This window comes from Citricoccus muralis (assembly GCF_029637705.1).
GTDB lineage: Bacteria > Actinomycetota > Actinomycetes > Actinomycetales > Micrococcaceae > CmP2.
The window spans coordinates 370,091-392,219 of sequence record NZ_CP121252.1 but is presented as its reverse complement, the minus strand read 5'-3'; the positions used below and the strand labels follow the sequence as shown (position 1 = coordinate 392,219).

Annotated in this window: 20 protein-coding genes and 3 tRNA genes; 9 read left to right on the top strand and 14 right to left on the bottom strand. The window is 64.6% G+C overall.

Annotated features, from left to right (window positions below; translation table 11 throughout):
* The first annotated feature begins 13 nt into the window (after positions 1 to 13).
* Positions 14 to 1,891 carry a glycoside hydrolase family 13 protein gene (locus P8192_RS01760; protein WP_278157999.1) on the top strand — a complete coding sequence of 626 codons (1,878 nt, stop codon included), beginning with the start codon at positions 14 to 16 and terminating at the stop codon, positions 1,889 to 1,891.
* 3 nt (positions 1,892 to 1,894) lie between these two features.
* Positions 1,895 to 2,521 (top strand): low molecular weight protein-tyrosine-phosphatase, encoded by a 627-nt coding sequence (locus P8192_RS01755; RefSeq protein ID WP_270106472.1) that lies wholly within the window; start codon positions 1,895 to 1,897, stop codon positions 2,519 to 2,521.
* A 1-nt stretch (position 2,522) separates the two neighbouring features.
* On the opposite strand, the gene P8192_RS01750 is transcribed toward P8192_RS01755, so the two are convergent.
* The 7 genes from P8192_RS01750 to P8192_RS01720 form a co-directional block, all read right to left on the bottom strand.
* A complete protein-coding gene (locus P8192_RS01750; protein WP_278157995.1) occupies positions 2,523 to 2,987 on the bottom strand; it encodes a DUF4282 domain-containing protein in 465 nt (154 codons plus the stop codon).
* A gap of 78 nt (positions 2,988 to 3,065) precedes the next feature.
* Positions 3,066 to 3,887, bottom strand: a complete 822-nt coding sequence (locus P8192_RS01745) for a MetQ/NlpA family ABC transporter substrate-binding protein (RefSeq protein ID WP_278157993.1) — start codon at positions 3,885 to 3,887, stop codon at positions 3,066 to 3,068.
* Positions 3,888 to 4,466: 579 nt separating this feature from the next.
* Positions 4,467 to 7,001 carry a LuxR C-terminal-related transcriptional regulator gene (locus tag P8192_RS01740; RefSeq protein WP_278157991.1) on the bottom strand — a complete coding sequence of 845 codons (2,535 nt, stop codon included), beginning with the start codon at positions 6,999 to 7,001 and terminating at the stop codon, positions 4,467 to 4,469.
* 57 nt (positions 7,002 to 7,058) lie between these two features.
* Positions 7,059 to 8,168 carry an ABC transporter ATP-binding protein gene (locus P8192_RS01735; protein ID WP_278157989.1) on the bottom strand — a complete coding sequence of 370 codons (1,110 nt, stop codon included), beginning with the start codon at positions 8,166 to 8,168 and terminating at the stop codon, positions 7,059 to 7,061.
* 79 nt (positions 8,169 to 8,247) lie between these two features.
* On the bottom strand, positions 8,248 to 9,615 hold the full coding sequence (locus tag P8192_RS01730; protein ID WP_278157987.1) for an ABC transporter substrate-binding protein: 1,368 nt from the start codon (positions 9,613 to 9,615) through the stop codon (positions 8,248 to 8,250).
* 70 nt (positions 9,616 to 9,685) lie between these two features.
* Positions 9,686 to 10,531, bottom strand: coding sequence for a carbohydrate ABC transporter permease (locus P8192_RS01725; RefSeq protein ID WP_278157985.1), 846 nt, complete (start codon positions 10,529 to 10,531; stop codon positions 9,686 to 9,688).
* Positions 10,528 to 11,526, bottom strand: coding sequence for a carbohydrate ABC transporter permease (locus tag P8192_RS01720; RefSeq protein WP_431521155.1), 999 nt, complete (start codon positions 11,524 to 11,526; stop codon positions 10,528 to 10,530). The genes P8192_RS01725 and P8192_RS01720 overlap by 4 nt, the downstream gene beginning before the upstream one ends.
* Positions 11,527 to 11,701: 175 nt before the next feature.
* Here P8192_RS01720 and P8192_RS01715 point away from each other — a divergent pair, with 175 nt between their 5' ends.
* Positions 11,702 to 12,916, top strand: coding sequence for a globin domain-containing protein (locus tag P8192_RS01715; RefSeq protein WP_347403420.1), 1,215 nt, complete (start codon positions 11,702 to 11,704; stop codon positions 12,914 to 12,916).
* A gap of 9 nt (positions 12,917 to 12,925) precedes the next feature.
* Here the strand turns inward: P8192_RS01715 and P8192_RS01710 are convergent, their stop codons facing one another.
* Both P8192_RS01710 and P8192_RS01705 read right to left on the bottom strand, forming a co-directional pair.
* Complete coding sequence (locus P8192_RS01710; RefSeq protein ID WP_278157984.1) at positions 12,926 to 13,693, bottom strand: ArsR family transcriptional regulator; 768 nt, start codon at positions 13,691 to 13,693, stop codon at positions 12,926 to 12,928.
* A 66-nt stretch (positions 13,694 to 13,759) separates the two neighbouring features.
* Positions 13,760 to 14,581 (bottom strand): MerR family transcriptional regulator, encoded by an 822-nt coding sequence (locus P8192_RS01705; RefSeq protein ID WP_278157982.1) that lies wholly within the window; start codon positions 14,579 to 14,581, stop codon positions 13,760 to 13,762.
* A gap of 119 nt (positions 14,582 to 14,700) precedes the next feature.
* On the opposite strand from P8192_RS01705, the gene P8192_RS01700 reads away from it, so the two are divergent.
* From P8192_RS01700 to poxB, 3 genes are all read left to right on the top strand, one after another.
* The gene (locus P8192_RS01700) at positions 14,701 to 15,249 is read left to right on the top strand and encodes a DUF4870 domain-containing protein (protein WP_278157980.1); all 549 of its coding nucleotides are present in this window, start codon (positions 14,701 to 14,703) and stop codon (positions 15,247 to 15,249) included.
* 20 nt (positions 15,250 to 15,269) lie between these two features.
* Positions 15,270 to 16,046: an HAD family hydrolase gene (locus P8192_RS01695; RefSeq protein WP_278157977.1), complete on the top strand. Its 777-nt coding sequence runs from the start codon at positions 15,270 to 15,272 to the stop codon at positions 16,044 to 16,046.
* 110 nt (positions 16,047 to 16,156) lie between these two features.
* The gene (poxB, locus tag P8192_RS01690) at positions 16,157 to 17,806 is read left to right on the top strand and encodes a ubiquinone-dependent pyruvate dehydrogenase (protein WP_278159691.1); all 1,650 of its coding nucleotides are present in this window, start codon (positions 16,157 to 16,159) and stop codon (positions 17,804 to 17,806) included.
* Between the two features lie 23 nt (positions 17,807 to 17,829).
* Here the strand turns inward: poxB and P8192_RS01685 are convergent, their stop codons facing one another.
* Entirely contained in the window at positions 17,830 to 18,480 is a 651-nt protein-coding gene (locus P8192_RS01685) for a MerR family transcriptional regulator (RefSeq protein ID WP_278157976.1), read from the bottom strand.
* Positions 18,481 to 18,581: 101 nt separating this feature from the next.
* On the opposite strand from P8192_RS01685, the gene P8192_RS01680 reads away from it, so the two are divergent.
* Together P8192_RS01680 and P8192_RS01675 are read left to right on the top strand one after the other, a co-directional pair.
* Positions 18,582 to 18,806 (top strand): hypothetical protein, encoded by a 225-nt coding sequence (locus tag P8192_RS01680; protein ID WP_278157974.1) that lies wholly within the window; start codon positions 18,582 to 18,584, stop codon positions 18,804 to 18,806.
* 3 nt (positions 18,807 to 18,809) lie between these two features.
* Entirely contained in the window at positions 18,810 to 19,019 is a 210-nt protein-coding gene (locus P8192_RS01675; protein WP_278159689.1) for a DUF1772 domain-containing protein, read from the top strand.
* Positions 19,020 to 19,133: 114 nt separating this feature from the next.
* Here P8192_RS01675 and P8192_RS01670 read toward each other — a convergent pair whose 3' ends face one another.
* From P8192_RS01670 to P8192_RS01655, 4 genes are all read right to left on the bottom strand, one after another.
* The gene (locus tag P8192_RS01670; protein ID WP_278157973.1) at positions 19,134 to 20,750 is read right to left on the bottom strand and encodes a hypothetical protein; all 1,617 of its coding nucleotides are present in this window, start codon (positions 20,748 to 20,750) and stop codon (positions 19,134 to 19,136) included.
* A 347-nt stretch (positions 20,751 to 21,097) separates the two neighbouring features.
* Positions 21,098 to 21,170 (bottom strand) — tRNA-Phe (locus P8192_RS01665).
* 62 nt (positions 21,171 to 21,232) lie between these two features.
* Positions 21,233 to 21,306 (bottom strand) — tRNA-Asp (locus P8192_RS01660).
* Positions 21,307 to 21,412: 106 nt separating this feature from the next.
* Positions 21,413 to 21,485: transfer RNA gene (locus P8192_RS01655), tRNA-Glu, on the bottom strand.
* Between the two features lie 88 nt (positions 21,486 to 21,573).
* On the opposite strand from P8192_RS01655, the gene P8192_RS01650 reads away from it, so the two are divergent.
* Positions 21,574 to 21,951, top strand: coding sequence for a metallopeptidase family protein (locus P8192_RS01650; RefSeq protein ID WP_278157972.1), 378 nt, complete (start codon positions 21,574 to 21,576; stop codon positions 21,949 to 21,951).
* Positions 21,952 to 22,129: the final 178 nt, after the last annotated feature.

Sequence of the window (22,129 nt, the reverse complement as noted above, 5' to 3'; positions counted from 1 at the left end):
TAGGCTGGACCCCATGACTCCTGCACCGCATCATGCGCCGTCGTCCGTCCCTTCATCCGCCGCGCATACGGGGCAGCCGGCGCCGCTGAGCACCCCTCCCTCGGAGGCCCGCAACCGTCCCTCGAACCCGTGGTGGGTGGACGCGGTGATCTACCAGGTCTACCCGCGCTCCTTCGCCGATGGCAACGGCGACGGCATGGGGGATCTGCCCGGTGTGATCGCCCAGGTGCCCTACCTGCAGCGCCTCGGCGTCGACGCCCTGTGGCTCTCCCCGTTCTACGTGTCCCCGCAGCACGACGCCGGCTACGACGTGGCCGACTACCGCAACGTTGATCCGCGCTTCGGCACCCTCGCCGACGCCGATGAGCTGATCAGCACCGCCCATGATGCGGGGCTGCGCATCATTGTGGACCTGGTGCCCAACCACACCTCCTGGGACCATGAATGGTTCGTGGAGGCTCTGGCCGCCGAGCCAGGATCGCCCGCCCGCAACCGCTACGTTTTCCGCCCCGGCACGGGCGACAACGGCGAACTGCCCCCGAACGACTGGTCCTCCATTTTCGGCGGCCCCGCCTGGACTCGCACCGAAAACCCCGACGGCACACCCGGCGAGTGGTACCTGCACCTCTTCGACACCTCGCAGCCTGATCTGAACTGGGAAAACCCAGAAGTCCACGCCGAGTTTGAGTCCATTCTGCGCTTCTGGCTGGACCGCGGCGTCGATGGTTTCCGCGTCGACGTGGCTCACGGCATGATCAAGGCCGAGGGCCTGCCCCCCTACGCCGGCTTCGCCAACATGGTCAAGGACGCCGGTGACCTGCCCGAGTTCATCGACCGCGAGAACTTCGTGCCGCCCACCCCCTACTTCGATCAAGATGGCGTGCACGAGATCTACCGGGAGTGGAACCGGGTGCTGGCCGAATATGACCACGAGCCCTGCCTGGTGGCCGAGGCGTGGGTGGCACCGGTGTTCCGCCTGTTCCGCTACGTGCGCCCGGGCGAGATGCACCAGGCGTTCAACTTCGCGTTCCTGGTGTCGGGCTTCGACGCGCAGCGAGTCACCGACGCCATCCAGGAATCGCTCGACGAGGCGGCTGTGGTTGGCGCCACGAACACCTGGGTGCTCTCCAACCACGACACGGTGCGTCACGTCTCGCGCTTCGGGCTCGCCGATCCAACCTCCTATCCCGAAGGCATCGCCGCCGAGGACGAGCAGCCCGACCACGTGCTGGGCCGTCGTCGTGCCCGCGCCGCCGCCATGGTGGAGCTGGGCCTGCCCGGCTCCGCCTACCTGTACCAGGGCGATGAGCTGGGTCTGCCCGACCACACCACCCTGGCCGATGAACACCGCGAGGACCCCACCTTCCACCGCACCCGCAACACCGAGGCTCCCGAGACTGGCCGCGACGGTTGCCGGGTGCCGATGCCGTGGCGCGCCGAGGCCCCCGGCTACGGATTCGCCGTCGGCGCCGCCGAGGCGAGCGCCACCCCCGCCGACCCATGGCTACCCCAGCCGGAGGAGTACCGGGCGCTGGCCGCGGACCAGCAGGTCGATGTGGCCGGCTCCACCTTCGAGCTCTACCGCGAGCTGCTCACCATCCGCGGCGAGCTGGATCTGGGCACCGGGGCCTTCGAGTGGTCCCGCTTCCATGATCCGGCCCAGGGCATCGTTTCCTTCACCGTGACCACCGGCGGCGGCAAGCACCTGGGCTCCGGGGAGCCGATCCCCACCCAGACCGTACTGGTGCTGGCCAACATGGGCGCGTCCCCCACCGCGATCCCGGAGGAGTACACCGCGGCGGTGTTCTCCGACGACGACGCCCTGGTTAACCAGCAGCTGGCCCCCGACTCGGCCGCCTGGTTCATGAAGCAGTCAGCACCGGAGGCCTGATCCATGGGCGCCAGCGACCGACTCCGTGACCAACTGCACGAGCAGTCCCGCATTCTCATCGTGTGCACCGGCAATATTTGCCGCTCGCCGATGGCCGAAGTAGTGCTAGATCAGCGTCTGCTCCACGCGGACGCCCGAGACGACGACGACATGCTGGCCAACCTTCCCGTGGATCGGGTGTGGAGTGCCGGGGTCTCCGATGAGGAGCACGGCAACCCGATCTATCCGCCGGCCGCTCAGGTGCTCGGTGAGCAGGGTTACTCGGTGCCGGTTAATCACAGCGCACACCAGGTTACCCGCGACGAGATGGAACGCTCGGGGCTGATTCTGGCGATGACGGCCGCGCATGCCCGCGCCCTGGGTAAGCTCGCCCAGGGGTGGGACATCCCGCTGGAGCGGATCCACTTGTGGCGAGAGTTCGACGGCACCGGGCTGAGCGTCGCGCCTTCCGGGTGCCTGCGCCCCGGCGGTGCCCTGGCGCCCGGGAGTACGGTGCCCATTTCGGCCACCGACGTCCCGGACCCCTGGTACGGGCCTGATTCTGGGTTCTACGCCACCCTCGAAACCATCGAAGCCGGCGCCGATGGTCTCCTGGCGGTTCTGAGCGGAGATATTCTCGGTCAGCCCTGAATCAGCGTCGCGTCAGTTCCCGACGTAGCGCCTCAATCTCCTGGCGGGTGCCCGCGGTGTTCTGTGCGGTACGGATCATCGCGATGTAGAACTCGAGGCCCACGCGAGCCAGCACCAGCATCACCGCGCCGGGAATCCAGCCAAGCAGCAGCAAGCCAATACCGATCACCGGCTCCTGGCTCATTATGCTGATGGAGGCGATGAGCCAGCCGAAGACCAACCACAGGGCGATGAACAACAGCAACAGGATGTAGATCAGCTTGGCGAACTTCACCGTGACGTAGCTCTGGAAGCTGAAGTCGAAGAGCGCCCCGAAGAAGCCCTTGGCTTCGGCGGAGGTCGGGGTGAAGCCCTGGCTGCCGAAACCGGATGCCTTCGACTGCTGGGAGTACGGGTTGTGTTCTGAGCCTTCGCCGGAACCGCCGTTGTTGCCCGGTTCGTAGGGAGGCTGTGGAGGCTGAGTCATGACATGTCCTTCATTCGAGCGGTGAGTGACACTTCGACATTTATCACCACGCCCGGCCAGAAGCCAGGGTTGGAGCGTCTATTTCTGAGTGTTTACCTGCGCCCAGGCAGCATCGAGGTCACGATCAAACGCAGGAGTCAGCAGTCCGTCGAGGTAGTCCTCGTACCAGTCACGTACCTCGTCCGAGTGATATGCCCGCTGCAGCGCCTCGAACTTCTCCGGTTCGTTTTCGACGAAGTCGGGCTGGGCGGCCAAGGTGAGGGCGAAAGGCAACGCCTCCTCCTGTGACTCCATGATCAGCACCTCGTCGGGCATCACATCGATCTCAGCAAGCAAGCGTGCGAACCCGAACACCGCATCCACGTCGGGATAGATGCTGCCCACCGATTGCTGGTCAACTTCCACAAACTCCAGATTCCGCGGGTTGCTGGTGATGTCTTCGACGCTGAGCTTCGCCACCGGAACGGACTCGTCGATTTCGATGAGCCCACCCCGGGCCAGTAGTCGAATGCCGCGACCATTATTTGCGGTATCCACCGGCAGCGCGATCTGCGCGCCCTCGGGAAGCTCATCGAGAGAGTCGTAGCGGCTCGAATACACCCCGGAGGGCTGCTCGAACATGAACAGGATCGGTTCGATGTCGAGGTTGTTGTCCTCATTGAACTGGTGCAGGTAACTGATGTTCTGGAAGAAATTGACGTCGTATTCGCCGTTGCTCACCGCGTGATTGGGCTGAATGATGTCGGTGACGTAGGTGGCGTCGAGCTCCCATCCCTCTTCCGCCAAGAGCTTTTCGGCGATTTTCGTCGGCTCCTGGAACGGCGCGTTTTCGGTCACCACGATGCTGATGGTGTCCTCGGAGCCGATGACGTTCGCCAGCCCACAGCCGCTCAGAGACAAGGTAGCCAGTGCAGCGACCGCTACGAGTGGTCTGATCCGAGTGTGGTTGCGATCGGTGCGGTGACGATGAGGTGGCAAGGAGTTCTCCCAGGTTCACGGTGAGTAAGAACGAGCAAGCGTTGCCGCGTGCCCGGGACCACCGTAGAGGTCGGCGAATTCTGTGAGCCACCGCGGTGCGCGCTCCGCGTCACGCAGGGTCATCCCCGAGGGTTCGCCTGCCGACAAGGACAGAGTGCGCGCCCCGAGCCCGACCAGCACCTCCGACCGTCGGCGCGCAGTCGTCCTCGCCGGTGTTGTCCTCATAGCGATACTCGCCTCCAGCTCATCACGGTCATGACGAGCGCGTGTGCTCTGCCGCCAAACTTTCAGCTAGAGTTGCCCATCTTTCGTCTCTGATGCGCTATCGAGTGCAGAGAGGGGAACAGCGCCCCGGTACGACCGAAGGGAAGGCCGACCGAGACGCTGTTGAGTTCTGCAAGGGGTGGCGCTCAGTCGCCGACAGAACTAGTTGGGGTCACACTGAAATTCTCTCCCGTCTCACGGGACGGACGGAATAGGTATTCCTACCTAAAAATTGAATCAGCGTCGACGCAGTAGGGCCACGATGCCCATCCGGGAGGAGACCTGCAGCTTCCGCATGATGTTGGCGGTGTGGTTCTCCACGGTACGCGGGCTGAGGGTGAAGTGGTCGGCGATCTCGCGGCTGGTGAACCCCGCACCGATCTCTTCGACGATCTCGCGTTCGCGCCGGGTGAGCACGTTCAGCGGGTCATGTTCTTGTGATTCGGCGGCGTCGAGTCGAGCCAAACTGCCGTGCACCCGGCCGAGTTGCAGGGCCATGCCGCGTTCTTCGAAGACGGCGCGCGCCTGGTGCAGGAGTTCGCGGGCGCGCACGAACTGTTTCTGCCGGGTGAGCATTTCGGCGCGGGCGATCTGGATCATCCCGATCTGGCCCCGGGAGCCATGCTGTTCAGCCAATGCTTCACCCTCGTCCAGTAATTGGACGGCCAACTCCACATTGCCCTGCACGGCGGCGGCCAGGGCGGCGTCGGCATAGCGCAGCGGGGCCATCGCGTCGCGCGGCTCTCCCAGCAGTTCGCTGCGCAGATCCGGTTCACCCAGCAGCGCGGACACCCGGGTGAGTGCGGTGAGTACGGCGCGGCGCCACCAGCCAAAGCGCGGAATGGCCGAGCGCCGCAGCTCGTCGTAGCGCTGCCGCAGCAGCTCCGGCCGGATGGTCGCCTGCGCTTGGGCGGACGTCAGCAGTGCGGCGCGGGCCATGGCCTCGATCTCGTCGGAGGCGAAGTGCTCGGCGTCTTGAATGGCTTGCAGCGCGGTGGCGTCGACGTCGGGAATCCGGGCGAGCTGCACCTGGGAGAAGGCCTTTCCGACGCCGAGGTTCGCCAGCACATCGGCCTGACCGAAGCGTCGTGCCACGCTCAGCCCGCGCGTGGCCAGTTCCTCCCCTACCGCGTATTCCTCGAGCATGAACGCGTTCCACACCGCGCAGACCAGGGCGCGCAACAGCGGTCGCAGCTGGTCTGTGTCGGCAGCCATCAGCCAGGTCAGCGCTTCGGCGAAATCGGCGCGCGCCTGGCGGACGTCGCCGGCGGCGAGCTGGTCCATGACCCGGTAGACGATGCCGGTGATCCGGTTCTCCTCCCCCGGGGTGGCTTCGAGCCGGGCCACGAGGTCGGAGGGAGGGCTGCCGTCCATGAGCCCGATGACGTCGATCAGCTCACGCAACAGGGCCGGGGTGACGGCATCGTCGTCATTCACCGCTCGCGCCAGCACGCTGCGGGCCTCGTGGAGTTCCCCGCGGATGCGCAACACGTTGGCCAGCAGAATGCGGGCCTCGGCGGTTTCGTGCACGGCCAGCAGTGCTTGCAGACGGATGGTCGCGCGCTCGTGCTCGCCGCTGAGCATTTCGGCCCGAGCCAACAGGGTTTCAGAGGCGAGGCTGCGGTATTCGGCCGGGACGTGACTGAGCCAACGCAACACCGTGTGCGGTTCGGACACCACAGCGAGCCGGGCGGCGTCGATGAGTACGGAGGTTTCCTGCTCGCCCAGATACGCCGCGGCGTGGGCTAGGTGTTCAGCGCGGGTGAGCAGTTCGTCTTGGGCCAGTTCGGCGGCGCGGCGGTGGGCGGTGACGCGGCGGGCGGGTTCGATGCCCTGGTACACGCTGAAGCGCACCACCGGGTGCAACGCCTCACGGACGCCGGTGCTGAGCAGTCCCACTCCGGTGAGCTCCTGCACAGCGGTGCGGTAGGTGGGCTCGTCCACCCCGGCCAGTTCGCCTACGGTGTGCGCTTCATCGTCCCGGCCCAGCACGGCCATCGCCTCGATCACGGCGCGCCCGGAGGTGGTGAGAGAGGCGACGTCGTCAACGATAGCCGCGCTGAGCACTGCGGCGTGGCTGCCTTCTTCCAGGCGGAGCACCTCGTCCACCCGGCGGGCGGAGGGGTGGCGACGGAATCCGGCCAGAGCGGTGCGGGCGAAGAGCGGGTTGCCCTGGGCGACGTCGACCACGGCACGGCGTTGCTGGGGGCGCAGGTCGGAGACCAACTGGTCGATCTGCCGGTCCGGGATTCCGGTCAGGGTCATGTGGTCGTGGAAGGCGCCGCGTCGGCGGGCGGCGGAGATGAGCCGGTGGGGTTCGGCCTCGATACGGTGCACCAGCAGCAGGATCAGCGGGCTGGCAATGGGGGCCAGCAGTAGCTCGTCCAGCAGTTCTTGGGAGGCCTCGTCGAGCCAGGGGGCGTCGTCGACGGCGATCACGGTGGGTTGCTCGCCCAGGGCCTCGGCGCCGTGGCGGGCGAGCGCGGCCGGGGTGGCCCGTGCTAGCAATTCTTCCAGCGGCTGGCCGAGCAGTTCCTCTAACAGGGCGCGCACTGCAGCCAGCGGAGAGTCGGCGAAGAGTCGGTTGCCGCGCACCACGAAGGTGCGGGCGATGATCTCGGGGAGCACGTGGGCGAGCAGAGAACTTTTGCCGATGCCCAGGGCGCCGTCGAGCTGAACAAAGCGCACCGCGCCCGGGGGCAACGTGGCGGTATTCAGGAGTTCACGCAGTCTGCGTCGTTCTGGTTCGCGGCCGACCCACACGATCGTCACCCCCCTCCGCCAGGAACGGTCCTTCAACCATTAAGTGACCGTTGAGAGTAATTCTACTCAGGCTCCGGCGCTGACGAGGCGTTCTGTTGTCGCATCGAAGAACAAGACGCGGTCGGCAGCGGCGGCCAGCGTAAGCCGTTCCCCGGCTTCGGGCTGGTGTTCTTTGCCGATGCGGGCGACAATCCGGGTGGATTCATCACCGTCGGGGCTGCCGTAGACGTACACATCGGATCCCACGGATTCCACGAGGGAAACGTTGATGGTCACGTGGTCGTCGGTGTCGCTGTCGGTCCCGGTGCCGCGCAACTCCAGGTCTTCGGGGCGGATGCCGACCACGACGTCGTCGTGGTCGAAGGTGACGCCGTTCGGCACCGGCAGCAGGTTTCTGCCCACGCGCACCGCGATCCCTCCTTCGGGCGAGGCGACGACGGTGCCGGGCAGCAGGTTCATGGTGGGTGAGCCGATGAATCCGGCCACGAACAGGGTGGCGGGCCGGTCGTAGAGCTCCTTCGGGGTGCCGACCTGCTCGATGTGCCCGGCGTTCATCACCACCACCCGGTCGCCCATGGTCATCGCCTCGGTCTGGTCGTGGGTGACGTAGACGGTGGTGACGCCGAGCCGGCGCTGCAATTCGGAAATCTGGGTGCGGGTCTGCACGCGTAGCTTAGCGTCCAGGTTGGACAGCGGCTCGTCCATCAAGAACACTTCCGGGTCGCGCACGATGGCTCGGCCCATGGCCACGCGCTGGCGCTGGCCACCCGAGAGGGCGCGGGGTTTGCGGTCCAGGTAGGGGGTGATGTCGAGCAGGCGCGCCGCCTCATCAATGCGGCGACGGCGCTCCTGCTTCTCGACACCGGAGTTCTTCAGCGCGAACTCCATGTTCCCCTCCACGGACATGTGCGGGTAGAGCGCATAGTTCTGAAACACCATGGCGATGTCACGATCGGAGGCGGGGGTGGTGGTCACGTCGTCGTCGCCGAAATGGATGGTGCCCTCGGTGGGCAGCTCCAATCCGGCGAGCATGCGCAGCGTGGTTGACTTCCCGCAGCCGGAGGGGCCCACCAGCACCAGGAAATCGCCGTCGGCGATGTGCAGATTGACGTCGCTCACGGCGAGACGATCCGCGCCCGGGTACTGCAGACCCACTGCGTTTAACGTGACATCCATGGTGTTCCGTGCTTCCTGGTGCTGGTGTTTGGAAGTGTTGAGAAGTGAAGAGTGCTTCTTAGGTGAGGACCGGTCAGGGTCACTCGCTGAGCTGCGGCTCCAGATCGTTGTCGTAGAGGTCCTGCAAGGTGGATTCCAGGGTCGACATTTCGTCGGCCACCTCGACGTCGGAGGTCAAGATGCGCTGCAGGGTCTGCGACAGGTTCAGGTCACCGCCGGGCAGGAACACCCGGGCGTAGTCCTGCGGGCGGGCGTTCTCCAGCTGGTTCACGGCCGCTTCGAACTGCGGGGTCTCAGCGTACACCTCGGACATGTCGACGTCGGTGCGGACCGGCAGGTACCCGGTGCCCTCGGAGAAGGTGGCGGTGTTCTCGGTATTGGTCACGAAGTCGATGAACATGGCGGCGGCCAGCTGCTTCTCCGGGGAGGACTTGGCGGCGACGCTCAGCCCGGCGCCACCGGTAGGCACCACGGCGTTGTCACCGGAGGGGCCCAGGGGCAGGAAGCCGACGCCGACCTCGAAATCAGCAGTATCGAGGATGCCGGAGAGTGACCCGGTGGAGGCCACGACCTGGCTGGCCGCGCCTGCCGAGAAGTCGGTGGCGGGGTCGCCGGAGGACACCATGGCGAGGTCGTCGTTCACCATGTCCTGGGCGATCTGCAGCGCTTCCACGGTCTCATCCGAGGAAACAGAGGAGAAGTCCCACTCCTCGGACCAGCCCCCACCGTGGCTCCACACCAGGTTCGACATGGTCCAGGCCGGGTACTCGGCCTGCGGTGGGAAGGTGAAAGCCGTCGCGCCGGTGTCGGCGTCGGCCAATTGCTCTGAGGCCGAGATCATGTCTTCCCAGGTCTCGGGGGCGGCGTCGTCGAGTCCGGCCTCCTCGTAATGATCCTTGTTGTAGTAGAAGATCGGGGTGGAGCGGGCGTAGGGAGCGCCGTAGTGAGCCTCTTCGTAGAGGTAGTCGCCGTAGAGGGCCTCCTGGTAGGTGGAGGTATCGGCGTCAATCGCCTCGAACAGCGGGTCCACCGGCGCCAGCGAGTCGTTGAGATAGTTGGTGAACCAGGTGGCGTCGGAGAGCACGACGACGTCGCCGACCTCACCGGAGGCCTGGGCGGTCTGGAAACGCTCGGAGACCTCCTCGTAGTTCGCGCCGGCGGTGACGTGCTCGACGGTGATGCCAGTCTCTTCCTCGAAGGCGGAGATCAGTTCCTTCTCGATGTCGATGGAGCCACCCGGGTGGTTGGACCAGAAGGTGATGGAGTCGGCGGGTTCGACGTCCTCGTACTCGGCGGCGGCTTCGGCGTCGGAGGCGGCCGCGTCGTCAGAGCTGGAGGTGGAGGGGCCGCATGCTGTCAGGGCCAGTCCAGCAGTGAGGGTGACGGCCAGCGCGAGGCCGCGGCGGGTCCGCCAGATGGTCTTCTTCTCGGGGTGAGTGTTCATCATGCTTCTCCTGTGTTCGGGATGAATCGGTGTGGAACAGTGCAGTCAGGGACAGTTGGGTCGGTGAGGTCGGTTATTTGACAGCGCCCTGGGTGAGGCCGGCGACGATGTAGCGTTGCAGGGCGGCGAAGACGATGAGCACGGGCACGATCACGAGCACCGCGCCGGCCATCAGAATCCCGTAGGTGCCGGTCTGGCCTTCCACGGAGTTGAGCAGGTTCAGGCCCACCGGCAGGGTCATGGTGGAGGTGGAGTCGGTGATGATCAGCGGCCAGAGGAAGTTGTTCCACTCGTTGACGATGGTGACCAGGGCGACGGTGGCGATGGTGGGTCCGGAGACGGGCACGATCACCCGCCAGAGTCGCTTCCAGTGGCCGGCGCCGTCGAGTTCTGCCGCCTCCACCAGGGCAGAGGGCACGGTTTTGAATTGCTGTCGCAGCAGGAAGGTGCCGAACGCGGTGCCGAGCCCGGGTAGCACGATGCCCCACAGGGTGTTGCGCCCGCCGAGCCCGGAAATGGTCAGGTAGTTCGGCAGCATCGCCACTTCCGGGGGCACCATCAGGGCCACCAGGATGCCCAAGAAAATCAGGTTCTTGAACCGCACGTTGATGAACACCAGGGCGTAGGCGGTGGTGATGGCCAGCAGCACCTTGATGAGCGAGCCGACCCCGGTGGTGATCAGGCTGTTCAGGAACAAGGTACCCAACGGTACCCGGCGGGCCACCTCGGCGTAGTTGTCGGGGGTCGGGTCCTGGGGCCAGAAGGTGGGGGCGGTGGTGACGATCTCGCTGACCGGTTTGAACGACGAGATGACCATCCACAGCAGCGGCAGCACCACGATGAGCAGGGCCAGCAGCATGGGGAGGTAGCCGCCGGCCAGGGCAGACCACAGATTGCGGGGGCGCAGCGCGTTTTTCATGCGTAGTGCACCTTCTTCTCCACGAACCGGATCTGCACCGCGGTAATGATGAACAGCACCAGAAACAGCACCACGGAGATGGCGGCGGAGTAGCCGGCGCGCTGGTAAGCGCCGAACGACTGCAGGTACACCTCGAACAGGATGGTGTTGGTGCCGTGGCCGTCGGGAGTCATGATCCGCAGCACGTCGAATGCCTGCATGGAGGACAGGATCGAGGTGATGAGGATGAAGAACATGGTGGGGCTGAGCAGCGGCAGCACCACTTTGACGAAGCGGCGGATCGGGCCGGCCCGGTCAATGTTGGAGGCCTCGATCAACTCCTGTGGGATCGCTTGCAGCCCGGCCAGGAAAATCACCGCGCAGTAGCCCAGGTTCTTCCAGATGTAGACGATGATCACCATCACCAGGGCCAAATCGGCGTCGAGGAACCACTGCGGGGAGTTGCGCCCGAAGTAGCGGAACACATGCCCCAGCACGCCCAGGTTAGGGTCGAAAATGAAGCTCCACACCAGTCCCACGCCGACGCCGGAGAGCACATAGGGTGAGAAGACGGCGGTGCGCACCGCGGTGCGGCCGGGCAGTTTCTGGTTCAACACCAGCGCCAGCGCCAGCCCGAGCACCATGGAGCCAACGACGGTCGCGACGGTGAAGATCCCGGTGATGCGCCACACCTCTACCCCGGTATCCGAGGTGAAGAACCGCACGTAGTTATCGAGCCCGATGAAGGTCGCGGTGTCGGACCCCAGCCGCCAGTTCAGCAGCGAGTACCGGATATTGGCGATCAGCGGGTAGTAGATAAACAGCAGAATCAGCGCGATGTTCGGTCCAGCGAAGAGCAGGAACAGCGCCCAGTTTTTCCGACTGCGCCGACGGCGTGCGCTGCGGTGTTCGCGTTCCTGCCGCTGCCGATCACCCGAGGGAAGCGTGTCCTGCGGGGCGGCAGGGCGCACGGGGGCAACGGTCGATTCAGGCACGGATGGAACCCTACGGAGCATGTGTAGCCCCGAGGTCTCCGCCAGGCAGACTGCGGGTAAATCAGGGTTGAACGGCAGGCGCTCCGTCAACCAGACACCAGACTGTCGAATAAAACCGGTGAAAACCGCCGCACTGCATCCGGGGTCTGGACGACGATCAAGGGGTGATCCTCCCCCGACAGTGAAAGGCAGTCCCATGCTGAAACTCTCCCCCGATGCCGCAGCCACCGTGGCCGCCACGGCCGCCGTCGTCGCCGAGCATTCCGATCAGATCACCACGCAGTTCTACCAGGACATGTTTGCCGCCCACCCGGAGCTGCTCAACGTGTTCAACCGCGCGAACCAGGCGGTGGGCGAGCAGCCGAAAGCGCTGGCCGCCTCGGTGGTCGCCTTCGCCACCCAGCTCGTCGACCCGCAGGCACCAGACTTCACCCCGGTGATGCAGCGCATCGCCCACAAGCACGTCTCGCTGGGCATCAAAGCCAGCTGGTACCTGATCGTGGGGCGCTACTTGATGGGTGCGATCCCGCAGGTGCTGGGCGATGCGGTGACCCCGGAGATCGCCGCCGCCTGGGACGAGGTGTACTGGTTGTTCGCTACCGCGCTCATTGCCGAGGAGGCGAAGCTCTATGCCCAGGGCGGCGTGGATCCGGAGTCCCCGTGGACGAAGTACCGGGTGGTGGAGCGGTTCGAGGAATCCGACGAGGTGTTCTCCCTGTTGCTGGCACCGCTGGCCGGGGAGATCCCCTCCCATCGCACGGGACAGTACGTGGCGATTGCGGTGGATCTGCCCGATGGCACGCGGCAGCCCCGGCAGTACACCATCTCCTCGGGGCCGCGCGGGGATTCGCTGCGGGTCACCATCAAGCGGGTGCGCGGTGTCAAGGGCACCCCGGATGGCCAGGTCTCCGGGTGGCTCCACGAGAACGCGACGCCGGGCACGGTGTTGGACGTGTCGTTGCCAGCAGGCGACGTCGTGTTGGATGAGTCCGACACTCCCCTGGTGCTGGTCTCCGCGGGCATCGGCATCACCCCGGTGGCCGCCATCATGGAGGATCTTTCCCGCCGGCAGCCGGACCGCACAGTGCGGCTGTTCCACGCCGACAAGTCCCACACGTCACACGCGCTCTACGATGGGCTGCGTCGCCAGGTGCTGGCCATGTCGGACGCCCGCGCGCAGAACTGGTACGAACAGGACGCGGAGCGGGCCCCGACCCTGCACCCGGCGCGACCCGGATTCATGGACCTCTCCGACGTCGAGCTGCCGGCCGAGGCGCAGGTGTTCATGTGCGGGCCGCTGCCGTTCATGCAGATCGCCCGGCGCACGCTGATGCAACAGGGGGTGCCGTCCGAGCGGATCCACTACGAGGTGTTCGGCCCGGATCTCTGGGCGCAACAGCCCGCAGACTGATCCGGGCGGCTATACTCGCGCGTCGGCGGCCTCACGGGCGTAGGCGGCGTGCCGGGCTGCGAGCGCGAATTGCTCCAGCTCGGCATCGCTGTGCTCCCCGTCAATGCTGTCGATACTGTCATCATTTTCGACGCCGTCGTTGCTGTCGCTGCGATCATGAGCCTCATCGATCAGCCCGAGGATCAGCTCGCAGCGGCGCGGCCCCACAAAGGGTCGCAGCCGGCGCAGCCGCACCGGACCGTCCACCTGTTCCAGCTGCTGGCGCACCAGTTTCGCGTGCACCGAGCACACGGCCGGGCGTTCGGCGTCGATCATGTCCTCATAGAGGCACGGGATCAGGCTGACCTTGAGCGCGGAGCTGTCCATGTCCGGCTCGAGCCCGGCGTCGTCTAGGTGTTCATACAGGGTGTCAAGCTGGTGCTGGGCCCGTTCATCCAGGGCCGGACCCGCCTCCAGGTCGGGGTGTAGCCGGCGTAGCTGCTCGCCCCGGTGTCGTGCCTCCGCCACTCGACGTCGCGCCGTGGCGCTCTGCTGCGCGGTGCGCACCGGTGAGAAGCCCATGGGCGGGCGTCCACGCCGCCCGATCGGGATCGGCTCGGCGACGATCAGTCCTTCTTCTTCCAGTACGGCGAGGTGGTCTCGGGTGGTGCTCAACCGCAGGCCCACCGCTTCGGCGAGCTCTTTCAGCTGGCGTCCGGGGCCCCGCTGCACCGCATGCAACAGCCGCACACGAGAGTGCTGCGTGAGTCCGCGAAAATCATCCACCCGGCGAGGCATGCCTCCAGTGTAGGGGTGCCTGCCCGCCATGATCCGCTCGATTTTCGTCTGCTGAGAACGGCCCTGTCAGTCCCCCGTGGTCAAGTGCAACTGGGCGTAATGATGCACCGCATCGCGGACCAGCTGCGGTCCGGACGCGGACACTCGGTTGTAGTTCTGGGCGAACCGCTCGTCGCCCACATACATTTGCACGATCCCCTGCACCAGCTCGCGGCTCAGCGGCTGGGGCATCGCCCGGCCCAGCCATTCCACGTGCCGGCGGGCCTGTTCTTGCGCGGTCTCGCTCAGCGGGTCGACACCGGCGGCGATCGCCCGGTCCCAGGCGGCGTTGAGATCCTCGAGCTCATCACGAAAATCGCGCTGGCCATCCTCGCCGAGCCCGTTCCACCACGCGTTGGATCGATCCGCGGCCTCGTCGCCCCAACGCTGGCGCACCTCGGCGTCATACTGCTCGTGATTAAACCCGTCAAAGAGGGTTTCCGGTGTCATCTCATGTCCTTTCTGAAGTGCTTCCACGGTGCGATCCACCGTGGCAATCTGTACGTCGAGCCGCTCACGATCGGCCAGCAGTCGCTCCCGCTGGGCTCGCAGCGCCGAGATCTGGCGGTGGTGCTCCGCCGGGGCGGCGGCCACCACGTCATGCACGACGACGGCGATCTCCGCCAGTGGCATGCCCGTCTCGCGCAGCAGCAGAATCCGCTGCAGCCGCAGCAGAGCATCCTGGTCGTAGAGGCGCAGCCCGCCGACGCCGACCTCGGTGGGCGCCAGCAGCCCGATCCGGTCATAGTGGCGCAGTGTCCGTGACGTCAGCCCGGTCGCGGCCACCACCTCATGGGTGGACCACAACCGACCCGGTTCGGGTGATTTCTCCGCAGGTGAACGTCTCATGCTTCAGTTTTACCGGTTGACGCCACGTCAGCCGCAAGCACGCACAGAAATGATCAGCTCTCCTCCTGCGTGAGGTCCACGTCCTGACAGGTTCGACGCGTTGTGACTATGCTTCGCCCATGAGCAATCCCTACTCCGATGACCACCAGAACCAACCGCAGCAGATGCCGCAGTACCCGCAGTACCCGTATCAGGGCGCCTCGGGCGGACCGGGAATCTACCCCGATCCCCCGAGCATGCCGCAGCAGCACCCGCAGTACGGAGCCCCGGGCGGGATGTACCGTCCGGCCACCGGCGCCCTGCCCTGGGGCCTGGGCCTGCTCATACTGATCCCGATCCCGGTGCTCTCCGCACTGGTGGCCTCCATCGCCATGCTCATCGCCGGCCGCTCTGCCCGACACAAGGGTCCGCTGGCCGAGGCGAACGGCCGCCACGCCGCCAACTGGGGGCTCACCTACCTGCTGCTCACCGTCGTGCTGATAGGCGCCCACGTGGCCATCCTGTTCGCGCTCGACGGTGAAGGATCCACCACCTTCTTCCCCATCGGCATCCCCATCACCCTCTGGCTCATCGCTGGCGTCGTCCACCTGGTCGTCACCATCATCGGCCTGGTCAAAGCGTCGAAGAACCTGGAGTACCGCGGCCTCGGCCTGCCCCTGCTGCGCTGACCAGCAGCTAGGCTCGCAGTATGAGAATCGCCGCTTTCGATTTCGACGGAACCATCCTTTTCGGCGACGACATTCCCGCCGACACCATCACCGCTATCCGCGCCTGGCAGGACGCTGGGCACCTGGCCGTGGCGGCCACCGGAAAGTCACGGTCCGCCGCCCAGTTCGCATTGCGCGGGTTCGACGTCGCCTTCGACTATTCGGTGCTGTTCACCGGCGCCGTCGTCACCGACCGCAACGATACCGTGCTGCACTCCACCGCCCTGGACGTGGAGTTGGTGCGCAGCATTGTTGCCGAACTGAGCGACACCCCCGGGCTCGCCGTCTACGGCACCACCTTGGAGAGCAACGACGCGCGCTTCCTCTCCACCCTGCCGCCGACGATGTCGACGTCGATTCTGCGTGATTTTCGCGAGGTCGCGGTGCACGAGGTCACCGGCGAGCAGTTCATTGGCGTGCCCATCTGGGTGCCGGAAGATCGGGAGTTGCGGCTGCGCATCCATGACTGGGTGCAGCAGAATTTCGACGTCGACGTGTTCCTCAACCAGACCTTTATCGACATTCTCCCGCGCGGGGCCTCGAAGGGAACCGGTCTCCAGTGGCTCATCGAGCACCTCGGTGTGTCACGCGACGACGTCGAACTCATCACCTTTGGCGACTCCTGGAACGACCTGTCCATGCACGCCATCGCCGATCGGTCCTACTCCTTCTCCTGGTCTCCCGACGACGTGAAAGCTGACACCCACGCCACGATCGACACCGTCGCCGAGGGCCTGCTCACGCACCTCAACCATTGAGGCGCCCCGTCACGCACCCCTAGCCTGGCACCATGAATATCGCCGAACTCTTCGTTACCGAACTCGAACGTGCCGGCGTCGGCCGGGTCTGGGGCCTGGCCGGAGACTAGCTGAACGCGTTCACCGAAGCGCTACGTGATAACGATTCGGTGGAGTGGATGCATGTCCGCCATGAGGAATCCGCCGCCTTCGCCGCGGCCGGCGAGGCCGGACTCACCGGGGAACTGGCGGTGGTGGCCGGTAGCTGTGGCCCCGGCAACCTGCACTTCATCAACGGGCTCTATGACGCCCACCGGTCCCGGGTCCCAGTGCTGGCCATCGCCTCGCACATTCCCAGCGAAGAGATCGGCTCCGGATACTTCCAGGAAACCCATCCGCAGGAGCTGTTCCAGGAGTGCAGCGTCTACACCGAGATGATCAGCTCGGCCGCCCAGCTACCTTGGGTCCTGGAGAACGCGATGCGTGCCGCCGTCGAGCGCCGTGGTGTGGCTGTGGTGGTGGTTCCCGGCGACGTGTTCTTCGAGGAGGCGCCCTCACGCCGTCCCACCGCGCCGATCCGCCGCAGCAATCCGCAGGTGGTCCCCTCCGTCGAGGAGCTCAGCGAGGCCGCCCGACTGCTCGACGACGCCGAACGGGTCACCATCTTGGCCGGCGCCGGGGTGGCTGGTGCCCGCGATGAGGTGCTCGCTCTGGCGGAGCGGTTGCAGGCCCCCATCGTGCATGCCCTGCGCGGCAAGGAGTACATCGAGCACGACAACCCCTACGACGTCGGCATGACCGGCCTGTTGGGCTTCAGCTCCGGTTACCGGGCCATGGAACGCTGCGACACCCTGTTAATGCTGGGCACCGACTTGCCCTACCGTCAGTTCTACCCGGACGACGCCCGCGTCATCCAGGTGGACTTGCGCGGCGAACAGCTGGGACGGCGCACCCCCTTAGACCTGGGACTGGTCGGCGATGTCCGCCTCACCGCCGCCGCCCTCACCCCGCTGCTACGCGAGAAGCGCTCCGGCAAGCACCTGCGCGACAGCCGCAAGCACTACGAGAAGGCGCGCAAGGGACTGGACCGGCTGGCGGCGGCAGACGACCGCGGCCCGGTGCACCCGCAGTACCTCACCCGCCTGATCGGTGAGCTCGCCGACGACGACGCCGTCTTCACCGCGGATGTCGGCACCCCGGTGATCTGGGCGTCGCGGTACCTGAACCTGGGCGGAGACCGCCGCCTGCTCGGTTCATTCATCCACGGCTCCATGGCCAACGCCCTGCCGCACGCCCTCGGCGCCCAGGCCGTGGACCGCTCACGCCAGGTGATCGCGCTGGCCGGTGACGGCGGACTGGCCATGCTGATGGGGGATCTCATCACGATCAAGCAGAACAACCTGCCGGTCACCATCGTCGTCTACGACAACTCCTCGCTGGGGTTCGTCGAGCTCGAGATGAAAGCCGCCGGCCAGGTGAATTTCGGCACCGAACTGGCCAACCCCGATTTCGCCGCGGTGGCCGAAGCGGTGGGCATCCCGGGTCATCAGGTGGAGACCGGCGCCGAACTGGAAGCCACGCTACGCGAGGCACTCGCGGCCGACGGTCCCCGTCTGGTGAACGTGCGCACCACCCGCCAGGAGCTCTCCATTCCGCCGAGCATCACCGCGGCCCAAGCCAAGGGTTTCACCCTGTGGGCGCTGCGCACGGTGATCGCCGGCCAGGGGGACGAGCTGCTGGATCTGGCCGACACGAACCTCTGGCGCCGACTGACGAACTGAGCCTCACCGCTCAGCCTCGCGCCTCAGATGGTCGCGTGCTGGCGCGCGTAGTGTTGTTGCGCCAAGAGCACCAAGGCGTCGAGCATCGGTCGGCGCATCACACTGCCCAGCACCACCCCGCGGATCGTCTCCTCCAGACTCGCCGCACCGGTGACAGCCTCCAGATCGGTGCGTCCAACCGCATCGGCTGCCTGAGCGTAGTCATCGAGCCGACCCACCAGCGCGGTCAGCCCTTCCTCGTGCAACTGCGCCACCGCACGCACGGCCGCACGGTGTGCCGGTGATCCGGGTTCGCACTCCCAACCACGCGCCCGGATCGTCTCGTCGAGCACCCGCTCCGCCTCGGTCAGCGCCTCTAACCGCCCCTCGTCGCTGACAGGCTCTTCCTCCTCGACATCACCGACCAACGCATCCTGGGTCACCGCCATCGCGTGGAGCACCGAGCTTTGCCCATCGACAGAATCGATGACGGCGCGAATGGTCTGCAGGGGAAGCCCGGCGATTTTCGCCAGAGCGCGGATCAGCCGCAGCCGCTCCAGATGCGCATCGTCATAGACCGCCTGGTTCACGCTGGTGCGCCGTCCGGGAGCCAGCAGACCCTCTCTCAGGTAGTACTTGATCGTGGCCACGCTGAGCCCGGAGCGCTGCGCCAGCTCCGCCATCTTCATGTCCATGCCGCCCGCCTTTCACACGCTCGACTTTCCACTTCACAACAGATAGTACTACTATCCACCTATAGATAGTTCAACTACCCATTGCGCGAGGAGTCGGCACCATGACCTGGCTGGAGATCGCCACCATTCTCATCGTCGGATTCGTCGGCTCGGCCGAATTCGGTTCCGTAGCGCTGGTCCATCCGGTGATCCGAAAATTGGACCCCGACGCGCAGCTCGTCGTCGAGCAGGGATTGCTCAAGACCTTCGGGCGAGTGATGCCCGTCGGCATGACGGCGGCCACCGTACTGGCGATCATCGTCGCAGTTGACCGCCCCTCAGGCTGACTCATCGCCGCCGCAGCGAGCCTGGCTGTGGCCTTGGGAGTGACCATCGTCGGGAACGTGCCCATCAATCTGCGCACCGGGCGCATACGTGAAGCATCCGCACCGGAGGGCTTCATGGCCATGCGACGGAGATGGGACGTCCTTCAGCTCGTACGCGGCTCACTGCAGCTCATCGGCTTCATTCTCGTCACCATCAGCCTCGGCAGCAATTAGTGCAATCCGGACCCTGTCTCGGCGCGACACAGAATGTGAGACTAGTTCTCTCTTCACACGCTTGGAAACAAGGAACACTTCGGGCATTGCAGAATTTAGTCAACCCGCGCCAGCTTACTCGAGCAAGTCAACAATATGAATTGGATTGTCACTACTCAAGAGATCGATCCCCAAACGAGCTTTCGTCGCTAGATGCAGGGCACCCACATCATCTGTGAGACGCGCATGGGCTATTCGATCCAGACTGGCACCAACCAACGGCGCACACGTCCGCAACGTAGACTCAAGAGTTAAGGTCTCGGTGGACCCTCCGTGCATCACAATGTTGCGCTGCCGATACAGCCGCCGCATTGCGCTCGCCACATGGGCCTCGACATCGCTGAGCGTCTTACGAGGCTCACTCATGAGTTGTGCCATGCGTGCCGCGGCGGCCTGATCCGAAGCATCCCTTAGATTAAGACCCCGGCCCGCCAGCAAAGCTTCACCAACAATCCGACTTCGTTCTCGATTACTTGATGCCAACGCCAAGGCGCGTGAAGTTAAGTCCGGGACCTCTGGCCGATGTTGGTGAGAAAGTGTCGTGAGATCTGACCGAGGCCAGGACGCAGCGACAAGAACGGCAACTCGGTCTGCAGCAACCGCACCTCGACCTTCTTCACTGTCATCCGGGTCCGTCGGTGCTACGAACAAGGATTCAATAGCCGCCCACCCGCTGGCAATCGCCGGCCCCGGAGAGCCAGTATTCATAGTCGCCAAGAGCTCTAGCGCATCGTCAAGATCCGTCGAATGCGTTAGCTCGTACAAATGTGACTCCGACACCAGGGACTTCAAGAACGCATTTCTTGTCTCTCGAGGAGATCTAATCGCGCGATCAACACCCTTCACCCAAATCCGGCCTTCAGGCTCTGGCTTGGACGAGTGTTGACTCACCAACGTACTTCGCGCAAGTATTCGGTCAATATTCTGGGCACCAAGGTATGCAGCAGCGACATGATCGCGGGCCTCGAACGTATACAGAAAACCTCCAGCTTGCCGCACCCCCTTAGGGTCGCCCGCATGATCCTTCAGCCATGTTCGAACTTCGGAGGCTGACCGCCAGGCTGGATTTTTTTCAGTAAGTGAAGTTTTCGCCCCAGGCACTGAGACAAATGGAAGCATGACTTCAAAGGACTCGAAATCCCGGCTGGATAGCTCAATCGACCTTTCCATGAGCTCTGCCAACGACACTTTTTCCTTGAAAAGTTGCCGCGACCACCGATGGAGAAACGGCATACTATATCCGCGGTCAAGGAGATGTGCGGCCATCGCTCTCGCAAAGCGTTCCGGCGACGGCCTCCCATTAAGGAGATTTCGCCAGCGCTCAAGATAGCCGCCCTGAATCAACGCCGACAGTGCCTGCAACAGGCGGACGTGCCTCGTTCCTGGGCTGAGCCTCGCTTGGAGCGCCTTACGCAATTGCATCTTCACCACACGATCACCGGCCGCGGGGTCTCGTCCGATAATTCGCTCGGCATCACGCGCTAGCCACGAAAGCGCCGAGGCACTCAGCACTCCTTTAGCGCGCCATTCCACTGCTTCGACAACCTCGTCGAGCAACATGCAAGTGCCAACGTCCCAGAGTCTTCGTTGCCAGGGTGCATGTCCATTGAAAAAATCGATGAGACGCGCGCCGATTAGATTGGCATATTGATCATTTCCAAGACGCAAGCTCAACACATCGACATTGCTCATGATCTCATTCTGCCCTAGACTTAGGGGAGGCGCCGCGAGACGCCGGGAGACTAACAAGTAGGGATCCGCCATTTATGGCCGATCCCTACTTTTTTACCCCAAGTAGCGTCACGGAAAGTGGCCCTGCAACCTGGCGACCCGCACGTTACTTCAATAGACCCTCAGTACTCAGACACCTCTTACCGCTCGACTTTAGAGTCGCTAGATCGAGAACGCACTCGCCCCAACGTCAAAGACGCCTTGGCCGCCGAATAGGGCCACACTGAACGATCGATTGAGTAAGCCGCCGTATCGCTCCCCAGCATAACGAAGAACCCCCGCGATGTAGAAGCTACGCGGGGGTTCAGTGGCTCCGACCGGCGTCGATCCGGTGACCTTTCGATTTTCAGTCGAACGCTCTACCAACTGAGCTACAGAGCCAAGATGCTCGGAAGCATCTCGTGGACAAAGAGCCCGTCCATCTGGACAGGCTCTCGCATCCGCGACCCTGACGGGACTTGAACCCGCGACCTCCGCCGTGACAGGGCGGCGCGCTAACCAACTGCGCTACAGGGCCTTGTTGCGGGAACTAACTCTACCAGAGTTTTTTCCCTCTCTTGACCACACTCGTTTCCGAGGATGACCGTCGCATTTCCAGCGCAAGGCTAGTGCCGCAAATGCAGTACCCCCAACGGGATTCGAACCCGTGCCGCCGCCGTGAAAGGGCGGTGTCCTAGGCCGCTAGACGATGGGGGCCTATCTTCCACGCGCCACCTTCCGTGAGGATTCACGGTTCAACAGTGCGAGGTTGACCTAGAAAATTGTAGAGGGAAGACTCGCCAATGTGCAAACCGCCGATGACCACTGGCTTTCCGAGGAAGAATTCGACGCCGCCGTTCAGGACGCTCTGACCCGTCTGCCGCGGCGATTGCAGCGTCATATCGACAATGTTGTGGTGTTCGTGGCCGACGAATATGAGCCAGAACCATGGGAGGCCCCCGACACGGAACTGCTCGGTCTCTACGAAGGGATCCCACTCACCGAACGGGGCAATGAGCCCTGGGCCATGCCCGATCAAATCACGATATTCCGGAATCCGCTGGAACGGATGTGCTCGACGCGCGAGGAACTCGTTGAGCAGATCACGGTGACCGTGGTGCACGAGGTGGCTCATTTCTTCGGCATCGACGACGACGAGTTGCATCGCCTCGGGTGGGGCTAGCCCCGGGCCAGCCCACGCAAACTCACACCTCTCATCGGACGCGACACGCCACGTTTGCAACGGGTGTAACAAAATTACATCGTTGTTTTTTATGATACGGGGCTGACTTGTGTTGCTTTTGTGACAATTGTGCATCTATTCTCGTGTCTTGTGGAGCTCAACACAGCCTGAGCGTGAT